The 18114-nt window shown below is 63.2% G+C and carries 18 protein-coding genes and 1 pseudogene; 8 read left to right on the forward strand and 11 right to left on the reverse strand.

Going from position 1 to position 18114, the window contains the following annotated elements; translation table 11 throughout:
* Positions 1-10 precede the first annotated feature (10 nt).
* From gmk to fabD, 7 genes are all read right to left on the reverse strand, one after another.
* Positions 11-670: a guanylate kinase gene (gmk, locus tag CO676_RS04070; protein WP_014761649.1), complete on the reverse strand. Its 660-nt coding sequence runs from the start codon at positions 668-670 to the stop codon at positions 11-13.
* 3 nt (positions 671-673) lie between these two features.
* Positions 674-1561, reverse strand: a complete 888-nt coding sequence (locus CO676_RS04075) for a YicC/YloC family endoribonuclease (RefSeq protein WP_041413906.1) — start codon at positions 1559-1561, stop codon at positions 674-676.
* A 199-nt stretch (positions 1562-1760) separates the two neighbouring features.
* Complete coding sequence (mltG, locus tag CO676_RS04080; protein WP_097519734.1) at positions 1761-2951, reverse strand: endolytic transglycosylase MltG; 1191 nt, start codon at positions 2949-2951, stop codon at positions 1761-1763.
* Between the two features lie 290 nt (positions 2952-3241).
* Positions 3242-4507 (reverse strand): beta-ketoacyl-ACP synthase II, encoded by a 1266-nt coding sequence (gene fabF / locus CO676_RS04085; RefSeq protein WP_014761646.1) that lies wholly within the window; start codon positions 4505-4507, stop codon positions 3242-3244.
* A gap of 215 nt (positions 4508-4722) precedes the next feature.
* Positions 4723-4959, reverse strand: a complete 237-nt coding sequence (locus CO676_RS04090) for an acyl carrier protein (protein WP_003531676.1) — start codon at positions 4957-4959, stop codon at positions 4723-4725.
* Between the two features lie 340 nt (positions 4960-5299).
* On the reverse strand, positions 5300-6037 hold the full coding sequence (fabG, locus tag CO676_RS04095; RefSeq protein ID WP_014761645.1) for a 3-oxoacyl-[acyl-carrier-protein] reductase: 738 nt from the start codon (positions 6035-6037) through the stop codon (positions 5300-5302).
* A gap of 38 nt (positions 6038-6075) precedes the next feature.
* Positions 6076-7020, reverse strand: a complete 945-nt coding sequence (gene fabD / locus CO676_RS04100) for an ACP S-malonyltransferase (RefSeq protein ID WP_041414947.1) — start codon at positions 7018-7020, stop codon at positions 6076-6078.
* Positions 7021-7348: 328 nt separating this feature from the next.
* Here fabD and CO676_RS04105 point away from each other — a divergent pair, with 328 nt between their 5' ends.
* Complete coding sequence (locus CO676_RS04105; protein ID WP_014761643.1) at positions 7349-8392, forward strand: aldo/keto reductase; 1044 nt, start codon at positions 7349-7351, stop codon at positions 8390-8392.
* A 32-nt stretch (positions 8393-8424) separates the two neighbouring features.
* On the opposite strand, the gene CO676_RS04110 is transcribed toward CO676_RS04105, so the two are convergent.
* Positions 8425-8757 carry a four-helix bundle copper-binding protein gene (locus tag CO676_RS04110; protein ID WP_014761642.1) on the reverse strand — a complete coding sequence of 111 codons (333 nt, stop codon included), beginning with the start codon at positions 8755-8757 and terminating at the stop codon, positions 8425-8427.
* A gap of 371 nt (positions 8758-9128) precedes the next feature.
* Here CO676_RS04110 and rpsF point away from each other — a divergent pair, with 371 nt between their 5' ends.
* The 5 genes from rpsF to CO676_RS04135 all read left to right on the forward strand — a co-directional run bounded on the left by rpsF (position 9129) and on the right by CO676_RS04135 (position 13430).
* Positions 9129-9578, forward strand: coding sequence for a 30S ribosomal protein S6 (rpsF, locus tag CO676_RS04115; protein ID WP_097519735.1), 450 nt, complete (start codon positions 9129-9131; stop codon positions 9576-9578).
* 24 nt (positions 9579-9602) lie between these two features.
* Positions 9603-9851, forward strand: coding sequence for a 30S ribosomal protein S18 (gene rpsR, locus CO676_RS04120; RefSeq protein WP_012707461.1), 249 nt, complete (start codon positions 9603-9605; stop codon positions 9849-9851).
* A gap of 189 nt (positions 9852-10040) precedes the next feature.
* The gene (locus CO676_RS04125) at positions 10041-10994 is read left to right on the forward strand and encodes a membrane protein (RefSeq protein ID WP_014761640.1); all 954 of its coding nucleotides are present in this window, start codon (positions 10041-10043) and stop codon (positions 10992-10994) included.
* Positions 10995-11029: 35 nt separating this feature from the next.
* Positions 11030-11605, forward strand: coding sequence for a 50S ribosomal protein L9 (gene rplI / locus CO676_RS04130; protein ID WP_014761639.1), 576 nt, complete (start codon positions 11030-11032; stop codon positions 11603-11605).
* Positions 11606-11930: 325 nt separating this feature from the next.
* Positions 11931-13430, forward strand: a complete 1500-nt coding sequence (locus CO676_RS04135; RefSeq protein WP_014761638.1) for a replicative DNA helicase — start codon at positions 11931-11933, stop codon at positions 13428-13430.
* Positions 13431-13463: 33 nt separating this feature from the next.
* On the opposite strand, the gene CO676_RS04140 is transcribed toward CO676_RS04135, so the two are convergent.
* The 3 genes and pseudogenes from CO676_RS04140 to CO676_RS04150 form a co-directional block, all read right to left on the reverse strand.
* On the reverse strand, positions 13464-13769 hold the full coding sequence (locus CO676_RS04140) for an AzlD family protein (protein WP_014761637.1): 306 nt from the start codon (positions 13767-13769) through the stop codon (positions 13464-13466).
* Positions 13766-14419 (reverse strand): AzlC family ABC transporter permease, encoded by a 654-nt coding sequence (locus tag CO676_RS04145; protein WP_048657448.1) that lies wholly within the window; start codon positions 14417-14419, stop codon positions 13766-13768. Before CO676_RS04145 ends, CO676_RS04140 begins: the two co-directional genes overlap by 4 nt.
* Before the next feature lie 199 nt (positions 14420-14618).
* A pseudogene (locus CO676_RS04150) lies at positions 14619-15227 on the reverse strand (AraC family transcriptional regulator); the annotation flags it as partial.
* A 139-nt stretch (positions 15228-15366) separates the two neighbouring features.
* On the opposite strand from CO676_RS04150, the gene alr reads away from it, so the two are divergent.
* Together alr and radA are read left to right on the forward strand one after the other, a co-directional pair.
* Positions 15367-16506, forward strand: a complete 1140-nt coding sequence (gene alr, locus CO676_RS04155) for an alanine racemase (RefSeq protein WP_097519736.1) — start codon at positions 15367-15369, stop codon at positions 16504-16506.
* Positions 16507-16632: 126 nt separating this feature from the next.
* Positions 16633-18036: a DNA repair protein RadA gene (gene radA / locus CO676_RS04160; RefSeq protein ID WP_097519737.1), complete on the forward strand. Its 1404-nt coding sequence runs from the start codon at positions 16633-16635 to the stop codon at positions 18034-18036.
* Positions 18037-18114 lie beyond the last annotated feature (78 nt).

Consider the following 18114-nt stretch of genomic DNA (forward strand, 5'->3'; position numbering starts at 1 on the left):
AGGCCGGGGACTAGAACGGATTCTCCGTCAGAAGACCGTTGACGAATTCGAACAGCCCGGGTCGCCGGTCGCGGCGCAGGCGCTCCGCTTCGATGATCGAGCGGACCGAAGAAAAGGCACGGTCCAGATCGTCGTTGACGACAATATAGTCGTATTCCCGCCAGTGCTCGATCTCGGCGCGTGAGTTGGCAAGCCGGGTGGCGATCACTTCTTCGGTGTCTTCGGCGCGCCGATGCAGGCGGGACTGCAGCTCGGCCATGGACGGCGGCAGGATGAAGATCGAGACGACGTCGCCCGCCATCTTTTCCTGCAATTGCTGCGCACCTTGCCAGTCGATATCGAAGAGCATATCGCGCCCTTCGGCCATAGCGGTTTCGACGGCGTCGCGCGGTGTTCCGTAAAAATTACCGTGCACCTCGGCCCATTCGAGAAGCGAGTCCGTCGCCCTCAAGGCTTCGAATTCGCGGACGGTCTTGAAGTAGTAATGCCGCCCCTCGATCTCGCTCGGGCGCCGGGCGCGCGTCGTCACGCTCACCGAGATGCTCAGTTCCGGATCGGCTTCGAGGAGATTGCGCGCGATCGTCGATTTGCCGGCACCCGAAGGCGACGAGATCACAAGCATCAAACCGCGACGGGCGATCCTGATGGGCGAGGCAGTCGCCGATTTCATGTCTTACTCCAGATTCTGAACCTGTTCGCGGAACTGGTCGATCACAACCTTCAATTCGATGCCCGCGGCCGAGACGGCGGCGGCGTTCGACTTCGAGCAGATCGTATTCGATTCCCGGTTAAATTCCTGTGCAAGAAAGTCGAGCTTGCGTCCAACCGGTCCGCCCTTCGTCAAGAGTTCGCGGGCGGCGGCGATGTGCGAACGGAGCCGGTCGATCTCTTCCCTGAGGTCAGCCTTGGTCGCAAGCAGCGCGACCTCTGCATGCAATCTTTCGCGGTCGATGGACGTCGCGTTGTCCATGATCAGCGCGACCTGCTGTGCCAATCGTGCGGCGATCGCGGAAGGGCTCCGTGACGGGTCGTTCTCTACCGTCGCCGTCAGCTCTTCGATGCGGCCCACCTGCGCCAGCAAAACCTTTTCGAGCGCAGCTCCCTCGTCCTCGCGCATGACGGCGAGGTCTGCGAGCGACGATTCCAGTCCCTTGACGATATCGGCGTCGCGTGCGGCGCGCTCGCTCTCGCTTTCCTCCGGCTCACGAAAATCGATGATGCCGCGCAGCGACAGAAGCGTATCGAAGCTGAGCGGCGCCGCGTCGACGAGATCGCCCAGTTGCTCGCGCAGTTTCAGGACCGCATCCAAGGCACCCCGGTTGACCACCGCTTCGACGGCCGTCTCGCCGCCGCTCACCGACAGCGCGATCTGCAGGTTGCCGCGAGAGAAATACTGTGGGGCAAGACGACGACAGTCGGGCTCGAAACGCTCCAACCCCTGCGGCAGGCGCAGCCGCACATCGAGCCCTTTTCCGTTGACCGAGCGCAATTCCCAAGTCCAGCGATAGCGGCCGCTGCTCCCCTCTCTCCTGGCAAAGCCGGTCATCGATTGGAGCGGCATGCTTTCCTCCATTCGCTGCGGGATGTTTCTTAAATCGGAGCCGATTTGGGGAACATCCAGCGGTTTTAGGTGCCACAGCGACCTTTGTGCGCCGGAACCGACGCGCGGCGCTGTCGTTGCAGAAGCAATAGGGCGACGGCGCGGCATCCCGCAAGGGATATCCGCGCCGTCCCCCAATCGTCCACAATGCAGCCTGTCTTTATTGCGCCTCGGGCGGAGCCGTGGCTGCATCCGCAGCCGCCTTTGCCGCCTCGGCCGCCTTTTCGGCCTCGAGCTTCCGCCATCGCCGCACATTCGCATTGTGCTCGTCGAGCGTCGCGGCAAAGACGTGACCGCCTGTGCCGTCGGCGACGAAATAAAGCTCAGGCGTGCGCGAGGGATTTGCCACCGCTTCCAGCGCCGCCCTGCCCGGATTTGCGATCGGTGTCGGCGGCAACCCCTTGATGAGATAGGTGTTGTAAGGAGTTTCCTTGTCGAGGTCCGACTTGAGGATCACCCGGTCGGCTGGTTTCCCCTCCCCGCCGAAAATGCCGTAGATGATCGTCGGATCGGACTGCAGGCGCATGCCCTTTTCCAAACGGTTGATGAAGACGGAGGCCACGCGCGGCCGCTCGTCTGCGCGCCCAGTCTCCTTCTCGACGATGGAGGCGAGCGTGACGAACTCTTCGACCGACGTCACCGGCAGCTCCGGATCACGTTTTTCCCAGATCTGCTCAACCAGCGCCTTCTGCGCCGAAATCATTTGCTGGACGATTTCCGCCCGCTTGGTGCCGCGTGTGAATTTGTAAGTGTCCGGCTTCAGTGCGCCTTCGGCCGGCAGTTCCGTCGGCAGATCGCCGACGAGCACTGGGTCGTCCGCAAGCTTGCGGAACATCTGCTTTACGGTCAGTCCTTCCGGAAGAGACACGGCATAAAGGATCGACTTGCCGGACTTCAAGAGTTCCATGATCTCCTGCATCGACGCATGCGCCTTGATCTCGTATTCGCCGGCCTTCAGCGTCTCGTTGTCGAGATAGGCCTCGGAGACGAAGCGGAACACGCGACTGTCGGTGATGATGTTGTTGCGCTCCAGCCCCTCGGCAATTTCGATGATGCCGGCGCCGCTGCGTACGATGAAGTTCCTGTTTGCTTCCAGCGGTCCGGGTTTCTCATATGCATGCATCGCGTAGTAGACGGCGCCCGCCGCCGCCAACGCCACGAAAACGACCACGGTCATCAGGAAATTGAGGAAGATGACGGCCTGGCTGCGCGCCTTTCGGGAACGTTTGGGCGGCTCCGGCACCCGCTCGGGTCTCAGCGCCTCGCTGGCCGATTTCGGAATGATCGGCCCGTTGCTCCCGGCTTCATTGCGGCCAAACTGTGCCGCGCTGTTATCGTTTGAGTCGCTCACGATTATCCCGAATCCGAAACTCGCAAATTCAATCGAGCTGTCGCCGGTGCGGGTTTCGGCTTAGACCGACGGCGAGCGTAAACGTGCACAAATGTGTCAGAGCAATAGGTGTTCTACAATTGTCAGATGTGCCTTGCGCGAACATAGCCAATCGGGGCGACGCCGACACGGCATCTCCCGCCGACAGCTTGTAGCGAGCATTGCGGCAAAAAACGGGATCAAGCTCCGACGCGCTAATGGAAAGCGCGACCGGCTTTTCCGCTCACGCTGCCGGAGCCACTCCCACGGTATCAGTCGCCCTTGTAGCGGCAGAGCACCAGCGATGCATTGGTGCCGCCGAAACCGAAGGAATTCGACAGGGCGACGTTGATTTCGCGCTTGCGGGCAACGTGCGGCACGAGGTCGATCTTCGACTCGACCGACGGATTGTCGAGATTGAGCGTCGGCGGAGCGACGTTGTCGCGAATTGCCAGTGCCGAAAAAATCGCCTCGACCGCGCCGGCGGCCCCGAGCAGATGACCGATCGCCGATTTCGTCGAAGACATCGAGATCTTCGAGGCGCTGTCGCCGACCAGTCGCTCGACCGCACCGAGTTCGATCGTATCGGCCATGGTGGATGTACCGTGCGCGTTGATGTAGTCGACGTCGGCAGCCGTCAGGCCAGCGCGCTTCAGCGCCATCTGCATGCAACGATAGGCGCCGTCACCATCCTCCGACGGAGCGGTGATGTGGAAGGCGTCTCCGGAAAGGCCGTAGCCGACTACTTCGGCGTAGATCTTGGCGCCGCGCGCCTTTGCGTGCTCAAGCTCCTCGAGAATGACGATGCCGGCCCCCTCGCCCATGACGAAGCCGTCGCGATCGGCGTCATAGGGACGCGATGCCTTTTCCGGATTGTCATTGTGCTGCGTCGAGAGTGCCTTGCAGGCGGCAAAGCCCGCCAGCGAGATACGGCAGATCGGCGATTCGGTTCCGCCCGCCACCATCACGTCGGCGTCACCGAGCGCGATCAGGCGGCTTGCGTCGCCGATCGCGTGCGCGCCGGTCGAACAGGCCGTAACAACCGAGTGGTTCGGACCGCGCAACTTGTGCCGGATCGAAACCTGGCCGGAGGCAAGATTGATCAGGCGACCGGGGATGAAGAAGGGCGAAAGCCGGCGCGGGCCCTTGTCGCGGAGCGTATAGCCGCCCTCGACGATCCCTTCCAGGCCGCCGATGCCGGAGCCGATCAGCACGCCGGTTGCAATCTGGTCCTCGTCGCTTTCCGGCTTCCAGCCGGCGTCCGCCAGCGCCATGTCGGCGGCCGCCATCGCATAGACGATGAAGGGGTCGACCTTGCGCTGCTCCTTGGGCTCCATCCAGTCGTCGGCATTGAATGTACCGTCGGAACCGTCGCCGAAGGGGATGCGGCAGGCGATCTTGGCGGGTAGGTCCTCGACCTCGAACTCGGTAACCCGGCGCGCCGCGTTGCCGCCGGCAACAAGACGCGACCAGCTAACCTCGGTTCCGCAACCCAAAGGAGATACCATGCCGGTACCGGTGATAACGACACGTCTCATGCCCGTGACCCACCCTGATTGTTCCATTCCGGAGCCGAACCGGAACGCATGCGACGAGCCCGATCCCTGCATCCCTTGCAGCTTTGACGATCAGAGGGAAAGGCGGGAGCGCTTTGCTGATCGCGACCCGCAATTAAGGCGGGCCAGCCCACATCCCCCGGGCTGTACGGGCCGCGAGTTGCGGCCCGCCGGCGGCCTCGAGGCCGCAGCAACGATTAGGCCTGGGCCTTCTCGATGAACTTGACGGCGTCGCCGACGGTCAGGATCGAATCCGCCGCGTCGTCCGGGATCTCGACGCCGAATTCCTCTTCGAAAGCCATGACCAGTTCGACCGTGTCGAGCGAGTCCGCGCCGAGGTCATCGATGAAGCTTGCGCCTTCGCTCACTTTTTCGGCATCGACGCCAAGATGATCAATAACAATTTTCTTCACGCGTTCTGCGATATCGCTCATGTCGGAGTTCCTCGACCTTCGTTTTCTCTGCGGCGCCATTTTTGGCGCCGGTACTCATTCACGCCTGATAGACCAAGATGGCCCACCGAGCAATCCATTCAACCGAAAACCGCGGAAACCCGTGGCAGCAGAGGCTGCCGGACCACCTGGCCGGACCGGTCGACTGCGCACAGTCATGGCCCGATTAACACGGTTTAAGTCTGCCGCAAAGTCCGAAAATGCCCGACATTCGCTTGCTCAACATTGAATTTCAGGCATTTGGCATCCACGCGCAAAGGCGTTGCGCGAGCGTCCGGCGGCAGGTCGCGGGTTGCATCACCCGGCCGCCGAAAACCGCAGGTCAGATCATCGCCATGCCGCCATTGACGTGAATGGTCTGTCCGGTGACGTATCCCGCTTCGCTGGAAGCGAGATACGCGACGGCGGAGGCGACTTCGGCACCGCTTCCCATCCGGCGCATCGGGATCGCCGCCATGATGCCTTCCTTCTGCTTCTCGTTGAGCTTTCCCGTCATCGCACTTTCGATGAAGCCTGGGGCAACGCAGTTGACGGTGACGTTGCGGGTGGCGATTTCCTGGGCGAGCGACTTGGAGAAACCGATCATGCCGGCCTTCGACGCGCAGTAGTTGGCCTGGCCCGGATTGCCGGTCACGCCGACGACGGAGGTGATGTTGACGATGCGGCCGAAGCGCCGGCGCATCATCGGATGCGTCAGCTCACGGGTCAGCCGGAAGACGGCCGTCAGGTTGACCTCCAGGACATTGTCCCAGTCATCGTCGCTCATCCGGACGAAAAGGCCGTCCTTGGTGATGCCGGCGTTGTTGACGAGGATGTCCACGCCGCCGAGTTCGGTCTCCGCCTTCTCGCCGAGCGCCTTGACTTCGGCACGATCGGAAAGATTTGCCGGGAAGATCTGGACGCGCTCGCCAAGTGTATTGGCAAGTGCCTCGAGCTTCTCGACGCGGGTGCCGTGGAGGCCGACAATGGCCCCCTGGGCGTGCAGCATGCGGGCGATTTCCTCGCCGATGCCGCCGGATGCGCCGGTGACGAGAGCCTTGCGGCCGGAAAGATCGAACATGGATTTCTCCCTTAATAATGGGCGCTTGATTGGGGCGTTCAGGCCAGAAGGGCGGCAAGCGCCGCGTCTATATCGGCAGGCGTATTGACGGCAATGCCGTTGACGTTCTTGTCGATCCGCCGGGCGAGACCGGTCAGCACCTTGCCCGAGCCGATCTCATAGAGAGTCGTCACATCATTGGCGGCGAACCACTGAACGGTTTCGCGCCAGCGCACCTGGCCAGTCACCTGCTCGACGAGCAATCTGACGATCTCGCCGGCGTCGCTCACCGGGGCGGCCAGGATGTTCGCGACGACCGGCACGACCGGATCACGCTTCTCGACAGTCGAAAGGGCTTCGCGCATGGCTTCAGCGGCAGGCGCCATCAGGGCGGAATGGAAGGGAGCCGAGACCGGCAGCATCAGGGCGCGCTTGGCGCCCCTTTCCGAAGCGAGTGCGGCGGCCTTTTCGACCGCCTGCTTCTCGCCCGAGATCACCAGCTGTCCGCCGCCGTTGTCGTTGGCGATCTGGCAGGCGCCGAGCGACGACGCTTCGCGACAGACCGCTTCGACATCGTCATGTTCCAGGCCGATGATCGCGGCCATCGCACCCTTGCCGACCGGGACGGCCGCCTGCATCGCATTGCCGCGAATGCGGAGCAGCCGAGCCGTATCGCCGAGCGAAAAGGTTCCGGCGGCACAGAGCGCCGAATACTCGCCGAGCGAATGACCGGCGACGAAGGAGATCTTGCTCCTGAGATCGAGCCCCTGCGATTCGAGCACCCGGATCACTGCCATGGAAACCGCCATCAGCGCCGGTTGGGCGTTCGCCGTGAGCGTCAGGGTTTCCTCCGGTCCGTTCCACATGATGTCGGAAAGCTTCTCGCCGAGCGCGTCATCGACCTCGGCGAAGACGGCAGCGGCCTCCGGAAACGCTTCGGCCAGGTCCTTGCCCATGCCGACAGCCTGGCTGCCCTGACCGGGGAACGTGAATGCAATGTTCATCAGGAGTGCCCTTCCCTGGATCTCGACCGGCGATTTTCGGCCCATCGCTATCTGCTCTCTTGGTATCCGAGCGAATGCGGGCGCTGACCGCCAACTTTCTTACTCCACCCGTCTTTTCCTCTCCATTCACATTCCTGAACGGCGAGTCAAGCGCGCAGGCCCGTTCGTTGCGGGCTTTTGCCCTTGATCTTCGTCAACCAACGCTTAAGTTTGCCCCGCATGGCCGCACCGGCTCGATATTCTCGAGGTTGCGGCATCACCCCATTCGAGGGCAGCGCGCCTTTTCCTCCCGCCGGCGCGCGTTCGCCAGCACAAGGAACGTCATTTCATGCGCTACAACACGCTTGGCCGCACCGGCATCCAGGTTTCCGAAATCTGCCTCGGCACCATGACCTGGGGCTCCCAGAATACGCCGATCGAAGCCCACGGGCAGCTCGACTACGCAGTCGAACGGGGCGTCAACTTCATCGACACCGCCGAACTTTACCCGACGACGCCGCTGTCGGCCGAAACCTACGGGAATACCGAGCGCATCATCGGCGACTGGCTGGCAGGGCGTCGCCGGCGCGACGACGTGGTGCTTGCCACCAAGGTCGCCGGCTCCGGCCGTCCCTATATCCGCAACGGCGGACCGATGACAGCGGAGGGAATCGAAGAAGCCCTCGATGCCAGCCTCAAGCGGCTGAAGACCGACTATGTCGACCTCTACCAGCTTCACTGGCCCAACCGGGGCCACTACCACTTCCGCAACGCCTGGTCCTACGACCCGTCGCGGCAGGACAAAGAGCATGTCGCCGCCGATCTGACGGCCATTCTCGACAAGCTCGGCGATCTCGTGAAGGCCGGCAAGATCCGCGCCATCGGGCTTTCGAACGAAACCGCCTGGGGCGCGATGAAGATGCTCGACCTGTCGGAGAGGCACAGCTTGCCGCGCGTCGCGACAATCCAGAACGAGTACAATCTGCTTTACCGCACCTACGACCTCGATCTCGCCGAACTGTCGCATCACGAAGACGTCGGGCTGCTTGCCTATTCGCCGTTGGCGGCCGGCCTGTTGACAGGAAAATATCTCAACGGAGCAAAACCTCTCGGGTCGCGCCTGTCGATCAACGGCGATCTCGGCGGCCGCTTCACACCGCACCAGGAGCCGGCGGTCGCCGCCTATGTGGCGCTTGCGCGCGAGCATGGCCTCGACCCTGCGCAGATGGCGCTCGCCTTTTGCCTGACGCGCCCCTTCATGGCTTCCGTCATCATCGGCGCAACATCGATCCCGCAGTTGAAGACTGATATCAGCGCCGCTGACATCGCGCTCCCGCAGGACGTGCTGAACGGCATCCGGCGTCTGCATCGACTCTATCCGGCGCCGATCTGAGCGCCGTTCCGCTGGACGCTGCAAATGCCGCCTCAGGCTGCCATCTGACGGCAGCTTATGGCGCAGCGCTGGCAGGCGTCGACGCATTCGGCCATGTCGCCGATGCGTTCGCAGTCAGCCGCGCATTCGCTGCAAATCTCTGCGCATTCGCTGCAGACGTGCCGGTGATGGGGCGTTCCGATCAGCATGAAATGCGCTGTGGTCCGGCAAATCTCGGCGCAGGCCATCATCAGCCGGAAATGATGTGGCTCCGTGTGCCTGCCGCCCGCCTCCAGACAATGACTCATTGCCGTCGAAAGACAGGCCCGGTAGCAGGCCAGGCAGTTTTCTATGCACTCCTGCATCTTCGGATCGATATGGTGCATTGTCTTCTCCTGCAGTTTCCCGACTGCGGGCCAACAAGGAAGAACAGCGTTTGTTCCGCAACTTGGCGCTGCGGGCATCTCCCCGCTTCGGGGGCCGGCGGACGATCTTCCAATCGCGCCTTGCATTTCGCCCGAAAATCCGTATAAGCGCGCTGTTCGAAACGCCCGGTCTTCTGGCTGGTGGCTGAACGGAGGGCCGGCTTCCATCCCGGAGGCCGCCAGGAACGACTAGCTGTTCCGGCCTCCCGTGTCTCCGCTCTCGACCGTCTCGATACAACACTTTCTTGCCGGCTCTCTGCAGCCAATAAGAACAGTCGTTGAGGCTTAGCCGCCAAGGTCCGGGCTGATTAACGCAAGAAAGGCAAGCCACAATGGCTCTTTATGAACACGTATTCCTCGCCCGGCAGGATATCACGCCGCAGCAGGTCGATGCCCTGGTCGAACAGTACAAGGCTGTCATCGAAGCAAACGGCGGCAAGCTCGGCCGTGTCGAGAACTGGGGCCTGAAGTCCCTCACCTACCGCATCAAGAAGAACCGCAAGGCTCACTACGTCCTCATGGACATCGATGCTCCGGCACCGGCAGTCCACGAAGTCGAGCGCCAGATGCGCATCAACGAAGACGTCCTGCGCTACATGACGATCGCCGTCGAGAAGCACGAGGAAGGTCCGTCCGCGATGATGCAGAAGCGCGATCGCGACGATCGTCCGCGCCGCGACGGCGACCGTCCGGACCGTGGTGGTTTCGGCGACCGTGGTCCGCGTCCGGACCGTGGCGACCGCGACGACCGTCCGCGCCGCCCGCGCGAAGACCGCGCGTAACCCGAAGCCTAGGAGATAAAGACAATGGCTGAAGTTTCTTCCGCTCCGGTACGCCGCCCGTTCCACCGTCGCCGCAAGACCTGCCCCTTCTCGGGCGCAAACGCTCCGCGGATCGACTACAAGGACGTTCGCCTCTTGCAGCGCTACATTTCCGAGCGCGGCAAGATCGTTCCTTCCCGCATCACGGCCGTTTCCCAGAAGAAGCAGCGCGAACTCGCCCAGGCGATCAAGCGTGCACGCTTCCTCGGCCTGCTGCCCTACGTCGTATCGTAAGGCTGACTTTCCGTTGGTCACCTGACCCAACGGTAACCGACTCTGCGTCGAGGCGCTTCCTTCGGGTGAGCGCCTTGATGCCTCCCTTCCGCGGTGGGCGCGGATCGGAACCGGCGCGGAAAGCGCCAAATCCCATGTTGGGGCAGGCAAGAGCGCGCCCCTAACTGCGTTTAGAGCAGGACAGCGAACGTGCAGACCTGGAACAGGACATCGCTGATCACCGGCGCGCTTGCCGGTATTACCGCCGCCCTTCTTTCGATGGGCGCGAATACGCAGTCGTCCCTTGCAATCGTGCTCTATGCCGCTTCCGCACTGCCGATCCTGATCGCCGGGCTCGGTTGGGGCAATGCCGCCGCGATCACCGCGATCATCGCGGCGGGCGTGACGGCGGCAGGCCTGATTTCGCCCTATTTTGCGTTGCTCATCCTTGTCGTCACGCTCGTCCCGGCCGGCTGGCTCAGCCACCTCGCCAATCTTGCGCGGCCGGCCCCGGAACTCGGCGGTCCCGAGGGGGCCCTCGCCTGGTATCCGCTCTCCGACATCCTCGGCCACCTCGCCGGGCTCGTTACCCTCGGCATGGTCATCGTCGCCACCATCGTCGGATATGATTCAGGCGTCTCCGACCTGATGGTCGACACCATCGTCGAGGCGGTGAAGGCGCAGGAACCGCTCTATAGTCCCGACGCAGCCGCAATTGCCCAGCTCAAGTCGATGTTCACGCTCGCCCTGCCGCTTGTGCAGGGCGCGATCTGGGTGGTCATGCTCTTTGCCGCCTATTATGTCGCGACCCTGATCGTGCAGATGTCGGGAAGATCCGTCCGGCCGCGCGAAGACATCCCCTCTTCCCTCAGGATGCATCGCAACGCCATCTTCGTCTTCCTCGCCGGCCTGATCCTTACCTTCCTGGGCGGTGCGCCGGCGGCAATCGGCGCCCTCGTCTGCGGGACATTCGGGGCGGGGTTCCTGCTCTCGGGCTTCGCTTCCTTCCATTTCCGCACGCGCGGCAAGTCCTGGCGGCTTCCCGTGCTGTGGATCGCCTATCTGTCGGTACTCGTCTTCACGATCCCGGCGGTCTTCTTCCTCCTGACCGGACTGACCGACACGCGACGCACCATCGCGGTCACGCCGACGGGAAAAAGCTAACCAACGAACAATGCCAAACTGAAAGGATATTCAACATGGAAGTCATTCTCCTCGAACGCATCGCCAAGCTCGGCCAGATGGGCGAAACCGTAAAGGTCCGCGACGGCTTTGCCCGTAACTACCTGCTGCCGCTCGGCAAGGCGCTGCGCGCCAACGCGGGCAACAAGGCCCGTTTCGAATCCGAGCGCGCAACGCTCGAAGCCCGCAACCTCGAGCGCAAGTCGGAAGCCCAGAAGGTGGCCGAGAAGCTCGACGGCAAGTCCTTCGTGATCGTCCGCTCCGCCGGCGAAACCGGCCAGCTTTACGGCTCGGTCGCCGCTCGCGACATCGTTGACGTGCTGGCTGCCGAAGGCTTCAACATCAACCGCAACCAGGTCAACCTCAACCAGCCGATCAAAGCGATTGGCGTTCACAAAGTGACGCTGCACCTGCACGGAGAAGTCGACGTGGTCATCCAGATCAACGTCGCCCGTTCGGCCGAAGAGGCTGAGCGCCAGGCCAAGGGCGAAAGCCTGACCTCCGCCGAGGCGATCTACGGCGTCGACGAAGACGCCCTGAAGCCGGAAGACTTCTTCAACCCGGAAGCCGAATTCGCGTCCGAAGAAGAATAAGCTTCAGCGACAGAGTGAACGAAAAGCCCGGATCCCCGCGATCCGGGCTTTTCTTTTGCCGCCACGAAAGGAGCGGGGGCTATTGGCGGACGACGCGGGAAAACGAATCAGATAGATTTGCGGCAGCCTTCGGCCTCAGCGCAATGCCCTGGCGTGGCATGTTTCGGGTCTATCCGCGCCCCCTGTGAATCAGTGTGAACAACCGCGAAAAAAACACCGACGGAGCCACAACCTCCGGCACTGTTGCACGGCTACACTAGACTTGGCGGAGGGCAGGCAGCAAACCGATTGGCTCACGGAATTCAGAGGCGGACACGGACTTACCATGAACGACGCAGCGCGAAAGCTCGCTCCCTTGCTCAAGGATCAGGCGGACCAGCATTATCGCGAGGCGCCGAACAACCTGGAAGCCGAACAGGCGCTGCTCGGCGCCATCCTGGTCAATAACGACGCCTTTTACCGCGTATCCGACTTCCTCAAGCCGGTGCATCTTTACGAGCCGCTGCATCGCAAGATCTTCGAGGTCGCCGGCGAGATCATCCGCATGGGCAAGACCGCCAACCCGGTGACGGTCAAGACCTTCCTCAAGGCCGACGACAAGGTGGGCGATCTGACGGTCGCGCAATATCTCGCGCGTCTTGCGGCGGAGGCCGTTTCGATCATCAACGCGGAGGATTACGGCCGGGCGATCTACGACCTGGCGCTGCGCCGCTCGCTGATCACCATCGGCGAGGACATGGTCAACATCGCCTTTGACGCGCCGCTCGACATGCCGCCGCAGAACCAGATCGAGGACGCCGAACGGCGCCTCTTCGAACTCGCGGAGACCGGCCGCTACGACGGCGGCTTTCAATCTTTCAACGACGCCGTGGCGCTCGCCATCGACATGGCCGGACAGGCCTTCGAACGCGACGGGCACCTCTCCGGCATCTCCACCGGCATCCATTCACTCGATGGCAAGATGGGTGGTCTGCAGCGCTCGGACCTGATCATCCTCGCGGGGCGTCCGGGCATGGGCAAGACGTCGCTTGCGACCAACATCGCTTACAACATCGCCGCCTCCTACGAGCCGGAAGTGCAGCCCGACGGCTCCTTCAAGGCGAGGAACGGCGGCGTAGTCGGCTTCTATTCGCTCGAAATGTCGTCCGAACAGCTGGCCACCCGTATCATCTCCGAGCAGACCGAAGTGTCGTCCTCGAAGATCCGCCGCGGCGATATTTCGGAGGCCGATTTCGAGAAGCTCGTCGCCTGCTCGCAGATGATGCAGAAGGTGCCGCTTTTCATCGACCAGACCGGCGGCATCTCGATCGCGCAGCTGGCGGCGCGTGCCCGCCGCCTGAAGCGCCAGCGCGGTCTCGACGTGCTCGTCGTCGACTACGTCCAGCTGATGAGCGGCTCGAAGAAATCGAGCGAAAACCGCGTGCAGGAGATCACCGAGATCACCACCGGCCTCAAGGCGCTCGGCAAGGAACTCAACGTACCGATCATCGCGCTGTCTCAGCTGTCGCGCGCGGTTGAAAGCCGCGAAGACAAGCGTCCGCAGCTCTCCGACCTGCGTGAATCGGGCTCGATCGAGCAGGACGCCGACGTGGTGCTCTTCGTGTTCCGCGAGGAATACTATGTGAAAAACATGGAACCGCGCGACGAGCTCGATCCGAAATACGACGAGTGGAAAATGCAGATGGAGCGGGTGAAGGGGACGGCCGATGTGATCATCGCCAAGCAGCGTCACGGACCGACCGGCACCGTGAAGCTCGCCTTCCAGTCGGAATTCACGCGCTTCTCGGACCTCGCCGATCCGTCATTCACCCAGTACGAGCACTGAGCCGGGCGCGTCGACGTCGCCCGACAGCAATCTTCACATCCCGATCAGCACCCTGGCGACGGCGACGACAAAGACGCCGATCGCCACCGCTGCGAGCAACGGCAGTCGCATTGCGGCGAATGCCGTGGCAAGGGTTGCGAGGGTCTCGGCTGGCCCGGTGACGAGCGCCGTCGGGGCGATGACTGCCATCAGCACGGCAGGCGGGATCGCCTCCAAGGCACGCTTCTGCTGTGGGCCGATGGCGACGAAGCGGATGAGGACAAGCCCAGCAATGCGAGTCAGCACCGTGGCGGCGGCCATCGCGACAATGGCGAGGAAGGTATTCGGATCGAGCGTCATGCGCAGGCCTCCTGACGTCGGCTTGTGACGAGCGTTGCAGCGACGCCGGCGGCGGCACCGGCCGCGATGTACCAGACGCCGGGCAGAAGCTGATGGGCAAGCACCGCCGCCGCAGCGCTGGCGGCCAGCACTGCGCCAGTCTCTCGCCCTTTCCAGAATCCCATCACCAGGACGGTGAAGACGGCCGGAAACGCGAAATCCAGGCCGATCGCCTTAGGGTCACCGAGGAAGGCGCCAGCGGCGGCGCCCGCGAGGCTCGCCAAAACCCATACACAATAGAACGGCACGGCAAGGCCCGCATACCAGGCGGGCGTGAGCCGCGTCTTGCCGGCACGAACCTCGGCCATCGCCCAGATTTCGTCGGCGAGCAGCAGCATCGCGGCGTATTTCGCCGGGCCGGAGAAAGCCGGCATCTTCGTGCCGATCGAAGCGCTCATCAGCACGTGGCGGATGTTGACGAGCAGGGCAGAAAAGGCGAGCGCGCCCCAGGGGGCCGGATGCGTCCAGATGTCCATGGCGACGAACTGCGACCCGCCGGCAAAGACGAGGATGCTCATCAGCGTCGCTTCGAGGCTGCTCAGGCCCTTGCTTGCGGCAACGGCACCGAAGACCAGGCCGATCGGGATCACGGCGACGATCAAGGGCGCCATCGCCCTCATGCCGCCAAGAAACTCCTGAGATATCCCTACCCTTTTCACGTCTACGATCTCCGTCCTTGTTTCGCGGAGAGTCATAGAAGGACCGCAGCGGCAGGTCTTGAACGAAAGTGATCTAGCGTCAGGGCCCTAATGCCTGACGCCCAAACGTTTGCAGCGGTTTTGGGATGACGACATGCATGAAGATAACGACTTACCCGCCGCGGAAGGCCCCCGGCGTCACGCCGGTGCGCGCCTTGAAATGGCGGGTGAAGTGTGCCTGATCCGCGAAGCCGCAATGGTAGGCCGTATCGACCGCCGACCACCCCCGACGCAAGAGCGTCCTTGCCTCGCGCACCCGCTTGTCGGTCAGGAAGGCATGTGGGGTAATATGAAACTCCTTGCGGAAAGCCCGGATCAGATGGGCGCGGCTGAGGCCGGCTACTTTCGCAAGCTCTTCGAGCCCGATGTCGCTTGAATAGTTTTCGAGGAGATAGTCGCGGGCGCGGTGCACCGCGGAACTCTCGCGCGTGCGGACCGGAACGATGATCGCGCTGCCGTGCCGCTCAAACAGCGTCGCCAGGAAACCGAACATGCCTTCGTCCGCCTCGAGCGCTCCCGTTTTTCCTTCAAGCATCTGATGGGCCCGTCGGAAGGCGGCTGCGAGCTCCGTGTCCGTCTGCCACTGCCGCAAAAAGCAGGGCGTGCCGCGGAAGGGACGGCCGGTGACATCCTCGAGAACTTCGACGAAGAGCTCGACGGACGGATAGATCATCCGGTAGCGATAGCCGTCACTGCCCGGATGCCCATCGTGGGTCTCGTCGGACCAATCCTAACGGTGCCACGATTTTTCGTCTTGCATAAAAGTGCTCACCATATCGGGGAGCCCGGTGCCGAAGCCGTTTGCGGCATCGGGCGCATGGATGTATTGCTCAAGGTATCGCCCATGCAAGAGCTCGCCCATGCACAGCCCCGAATTCCTCGCTGCCTCAAACCGGCTTACCATCGACCTCACGGCTCTCGCCGACAATTGGCGGGCGATGAACGAGCGCTCGGGCAAGGCCCCGGCCGCCGCCGTCCTCAAGGCCAATGCCTATGGGATCGGCGTCGCGCATGCGGCACCGGCTCTCTGCGCGGCTGGTGCGCGCGATTTCTTCGTCGCCGATGCTGAGGAAGGCGCCGAGCTCCGCCCGCTTCTTCCCGATGCCCGAATCTACATTCTCGCCGGCATGTGGCCCGGCAATGAGGAACTTTTCTTCGCCAACGACCTCGTGCCGATCATCAACTCGGAGGAGCAGCTTGCCGTCTTCATGGCGACGCTTTCCGAGCGGGGCGAGCATCCTTGCGTTCTCCATGTCGATACCGGCATGAACCGCTTGGGGCTATCCGTCGAGGAGGCCATTGCGCTCGCTCACGATCCCGCACGCCCGGCGAGCTTTTCGCCCGTATTGGTGATGAGTCATCTCGCTTGCGGCGACGATCCGAAGCATCCGATGAATCTCTATCAGCTCCAGCGCTTTCGCGAGGTGACGGCAGCCTTCGAGGGCGTGCCCGCAAGCCTTGCGAATTCCGGCGGCGTTTTTCTCGGCGAGGACTACCATTTCGACCTTACCCGCCCCGGCATCGCGGTCTATGGCGGTGAGGCGGTGAACGACGCCATCAATCCGATGAAGCCGGTCGTCACCGCGGAAGCCCGCATTCTGCAACTGCGCACGGTCCCCTCGGGCGGGACGGCAAGCTACGGCGCTTCGGCGCGATTCACCCGTGACAGCCGCATCGCGACCGTCGCGATCGGCTATGCCGACGGCTATCATCGTTCAGTGTCGGGCGGCGGGGTGACGCTGAGGCAGGCAATGCCGTCGGGAGCTTTTGGCTTCCTGCATGGCAGGAAGGTCCCGCATGTCGGCCGGGTGACGATGGACCTCAGCCTGTTCGATGTCACCGACCTTCCGGAGCGGGCCGTGCGGGCCGGCGACTATATCGAGCTTTTCGGCCGCAACGTCGCCATCGACGATGTCGCGCGGGCCGGCGGCACGATTGGCTACGAGTTGCTGACGAGCCTCGGACACCGCTATTGCCGAACCTATGCCGGCGGCGCCTGAGCGTCGTTTGGCCGGCGTCGAAATTCACCCTTTCAATCGGCATTCCACGTCATTATGTGACCGCTCACAGTGATTCTCCCGAGGCAGGCGGGCCTGCCTGTTGCAACTTGCCGAAAGCTGATCCCGATGGCGAAAACGCGCACCCAGTTCGTCTGCCAGAATTGCGGCACCCTGCACTCCCGGTGGGTCGGCAAATGCGACGGATGCGGCGAGTGGAACACGATCATCGAGGAGGACCCGACGGGCGGCATCGGCGGCGGTCCGACGCGGGCGCCGAAAAAGGGACGGCCGGTGGCGCTCACGACGCTTTCCGGCGACATCGAGGACGCGCCGCGCATTGAGACGGGCATCTCCGAGCTCGACCGCGCGACGGGCGGCGGCTTCGTACGCGGCTCGGCGCTGCTCGTCGGCGGAGATCCCGGCATCGGCAAATCGACCGTGCTGATGCAGGCGGCGGCAGCCCTTTCGCGCCGCAAGCATCGGGTGATCTACGTATCGGGCGAAGAAGCGGTGGCCCAGGTGCGCCTTCGCGCGCAACGGCTAGGCGCCGCCGACAGCGACGTGCTTCTCGCGGCCGAGACCAATGTGGAAGACATCCTGGCCACCCTTTCGGAGGGCAAGCGCCCGGATCTGGTGATCATCGATTCGATCCAGACGCTCTGGAGCGACACCGCAGATTCCGCTCCCGGGACGGTAACGCAGGTGCGCACCGGCGTGCAGGCGATGATCCGCTTCGCCAAGCAGACGGGCACGGCCGTGGTGCTCGTCGGCCATGTCACCAAGGAAGGGCAGATCGCCGGTCCGCGTGTCGTCGAGCACATGGTCGACGCGGTCCTCTATTTCGAGGGCGACCGCGGCCATCACTATCGCATCCTCCGGACCGTGAAGAACCGCTTCGGGCCGACCGACGAAATCGGCGTTTTCGAGATGTCGGACCGGGGCCTGCGCGAAGTTGCCAACCCCTCCGAGCTCTTCCTCGGGGAGCGCAACGAGAAATCGCCCGGTGCCGCCGTCTTCGCCGGCATGGAAGGAACCCGGCCGCTGCTCGTCGAGGTGCAGGCGCTGGTCGCACCGACCTCGCTCGGTACGCCGCGGCGGGCGGTCGTCGGCTGGGATTCGGCGCGGCTGTCGATGATCCTCGCCGTGCTGGAGGCCCATTGCGGCATCCGGCTCGGCCAGCACGACATCTATCTGAATGTCGCCGGCGGATACCGGATTTCCGAACCGGCGGCCGATCTTGCCGTCGCGTCCGCACTGGTTTCATCGCTTGCCGGGCTTGCTCTTCCGGCCGATTGCGTCTATTTCGGCGAAGTCAGCTTGTCGGGCGCTGTCCGGCCGGTTTCGCATACCGCTCAACGTCTCAAAGAAGCCGAGAAGCTCGGTTTCTCCCAGGCCGTATTGCCGTCCGCAACAGCCGACCTGCCGAGGAACGGCAATGGCCGGTGGAGCGAGATGGAAAGCCTGCCGGATCTGGTGGCGCGCATCGCGGAATCGCGACATGCCCTGCAGCAGGCGGACGAGGCGGAATGAAGCATCGAGCCACCGAAGCGCACCTCCGGTGCGGTATGGCGATAGCGGTGGAAAGACGGCCTGAGCGCGTGCGGACAG

The organism is Sinorhizobium sp. BJ1, assembly GCF_002531555.1.
Taxonomy (GTDB): Bacteria; Pseudomonadota; Alphaproteobacteria; order Rhizobiales; family Rhizobiaceae; genus Sinorhizobium; species Sinorhizobium fredii_B.

Bases quoted from the DNA above. Each gene is read 5' to 3' on its own strand.
- gmk (WP_014761649.1), bottom strand. From the start codon at position 670: ATGAAATCGGCGACTGCCTCGCCCATCAGGATCGCCCGTCGCGGTTTG.
- CO676_RS04075 (WP_041413906.1), bottom strand. From the start codon at position 1,561: ATGCCGCTCCAATCGATGACCGGCTTTGCCAGGAGAGAGGGGAGCAGC.
- fabF (WP_014761646.1), bottom strand. From the start codon at position 4,507: ATGAGACGTGTCGTTATCACCGGTACCGGCATGGTATCTCCTTTGGGT.
- CO676_RS04090 (WP_003531676.1), bottom strand. From the start codon at position 4,959: ATGAGCGATATCGCAGAACGCGTGAAGAAAATTGTTATTGATCATCTT.
- fabG (WP_014761645.1), bottom strand. From the start codon at position 6,037: ATGTTCGATCTTTCCGGCCGCAAGGCTCTCGTCACCGGCGCATCCGGC.
- fabD (WP_041414947.1), bottom strand. From the start codon at position 7,020: ATGAACATTGCATTCACGTTCCCCGGTCAGGGCAGCCAGGCTGTCGGC.
- CO676_RS04105 (WP_014761643.1), top strand. From the start codon at position 7,349: ATGCGCTACAACACGCTTGGCCGCACCGGCATCCAGGTTTCCGAAATC.
- CO676_RS04110 (WP_014761642.1), bottom strand. From the start codon at position 8,757: ATGCACCATATCGATCCGAAGATGCAGGAGTGCATAGAAAACTGCCTG.
- rpsF (WP_097519735.1), top strand. From the start codon at position 9,129: ATGGCTCTTTATGAACACGTATTCCTCGCCCGGCAGGATATCACGCCG.
- rpsR (WP_012707461.1), top strand. From the start codon at position 9,603: ATGGCTGAAGTTTCTTCCGCTCCGGTACGCCGCCCGTTCCACCGTCGC.
- rplI (WP_014761639.1), top strand. From the start codon at position 11,030: ATGGAAGTCATTCTCCTCGAACGCATCGCCAAGCTCGGCCAGATGGGC.
- CO676_RS04135 (WP_014761638.1), top strand. From the start codon at position 11,931: ATGAACGACGCAGCGCGAAAGCTCGCTCCCTTGCTCAAGGATCAGGCG.
- CO676_RS04140 (WP_014761637.1), bottom strand. From the start codon at position 13,769: ATGACGCTCGATCCGAATACCTTCCTCGCCATTGTCGCGATGGCCGCC.
- CO676_RS04145 (WP_048657448.1), bottom strand. From the start codon at position 14,419: ATGGCGCCCTTGATCGTCGCCGTGATCCCGATCGGCCTGGTCTTCGGT.
- alr (WP_097519736.1), top strand. From the start codon at position 15,367: ATGCACAGCCCCGAATTCCTCGCTGCCTCAAACCGGCTTACCATCGAC.
- radA (WP_097519737.1), top strand. From the start codon at position 16,633: ATGGCGAAAACGCGCACCCAGTTCGTCTGCCAGAATTGCGGCACCCTG.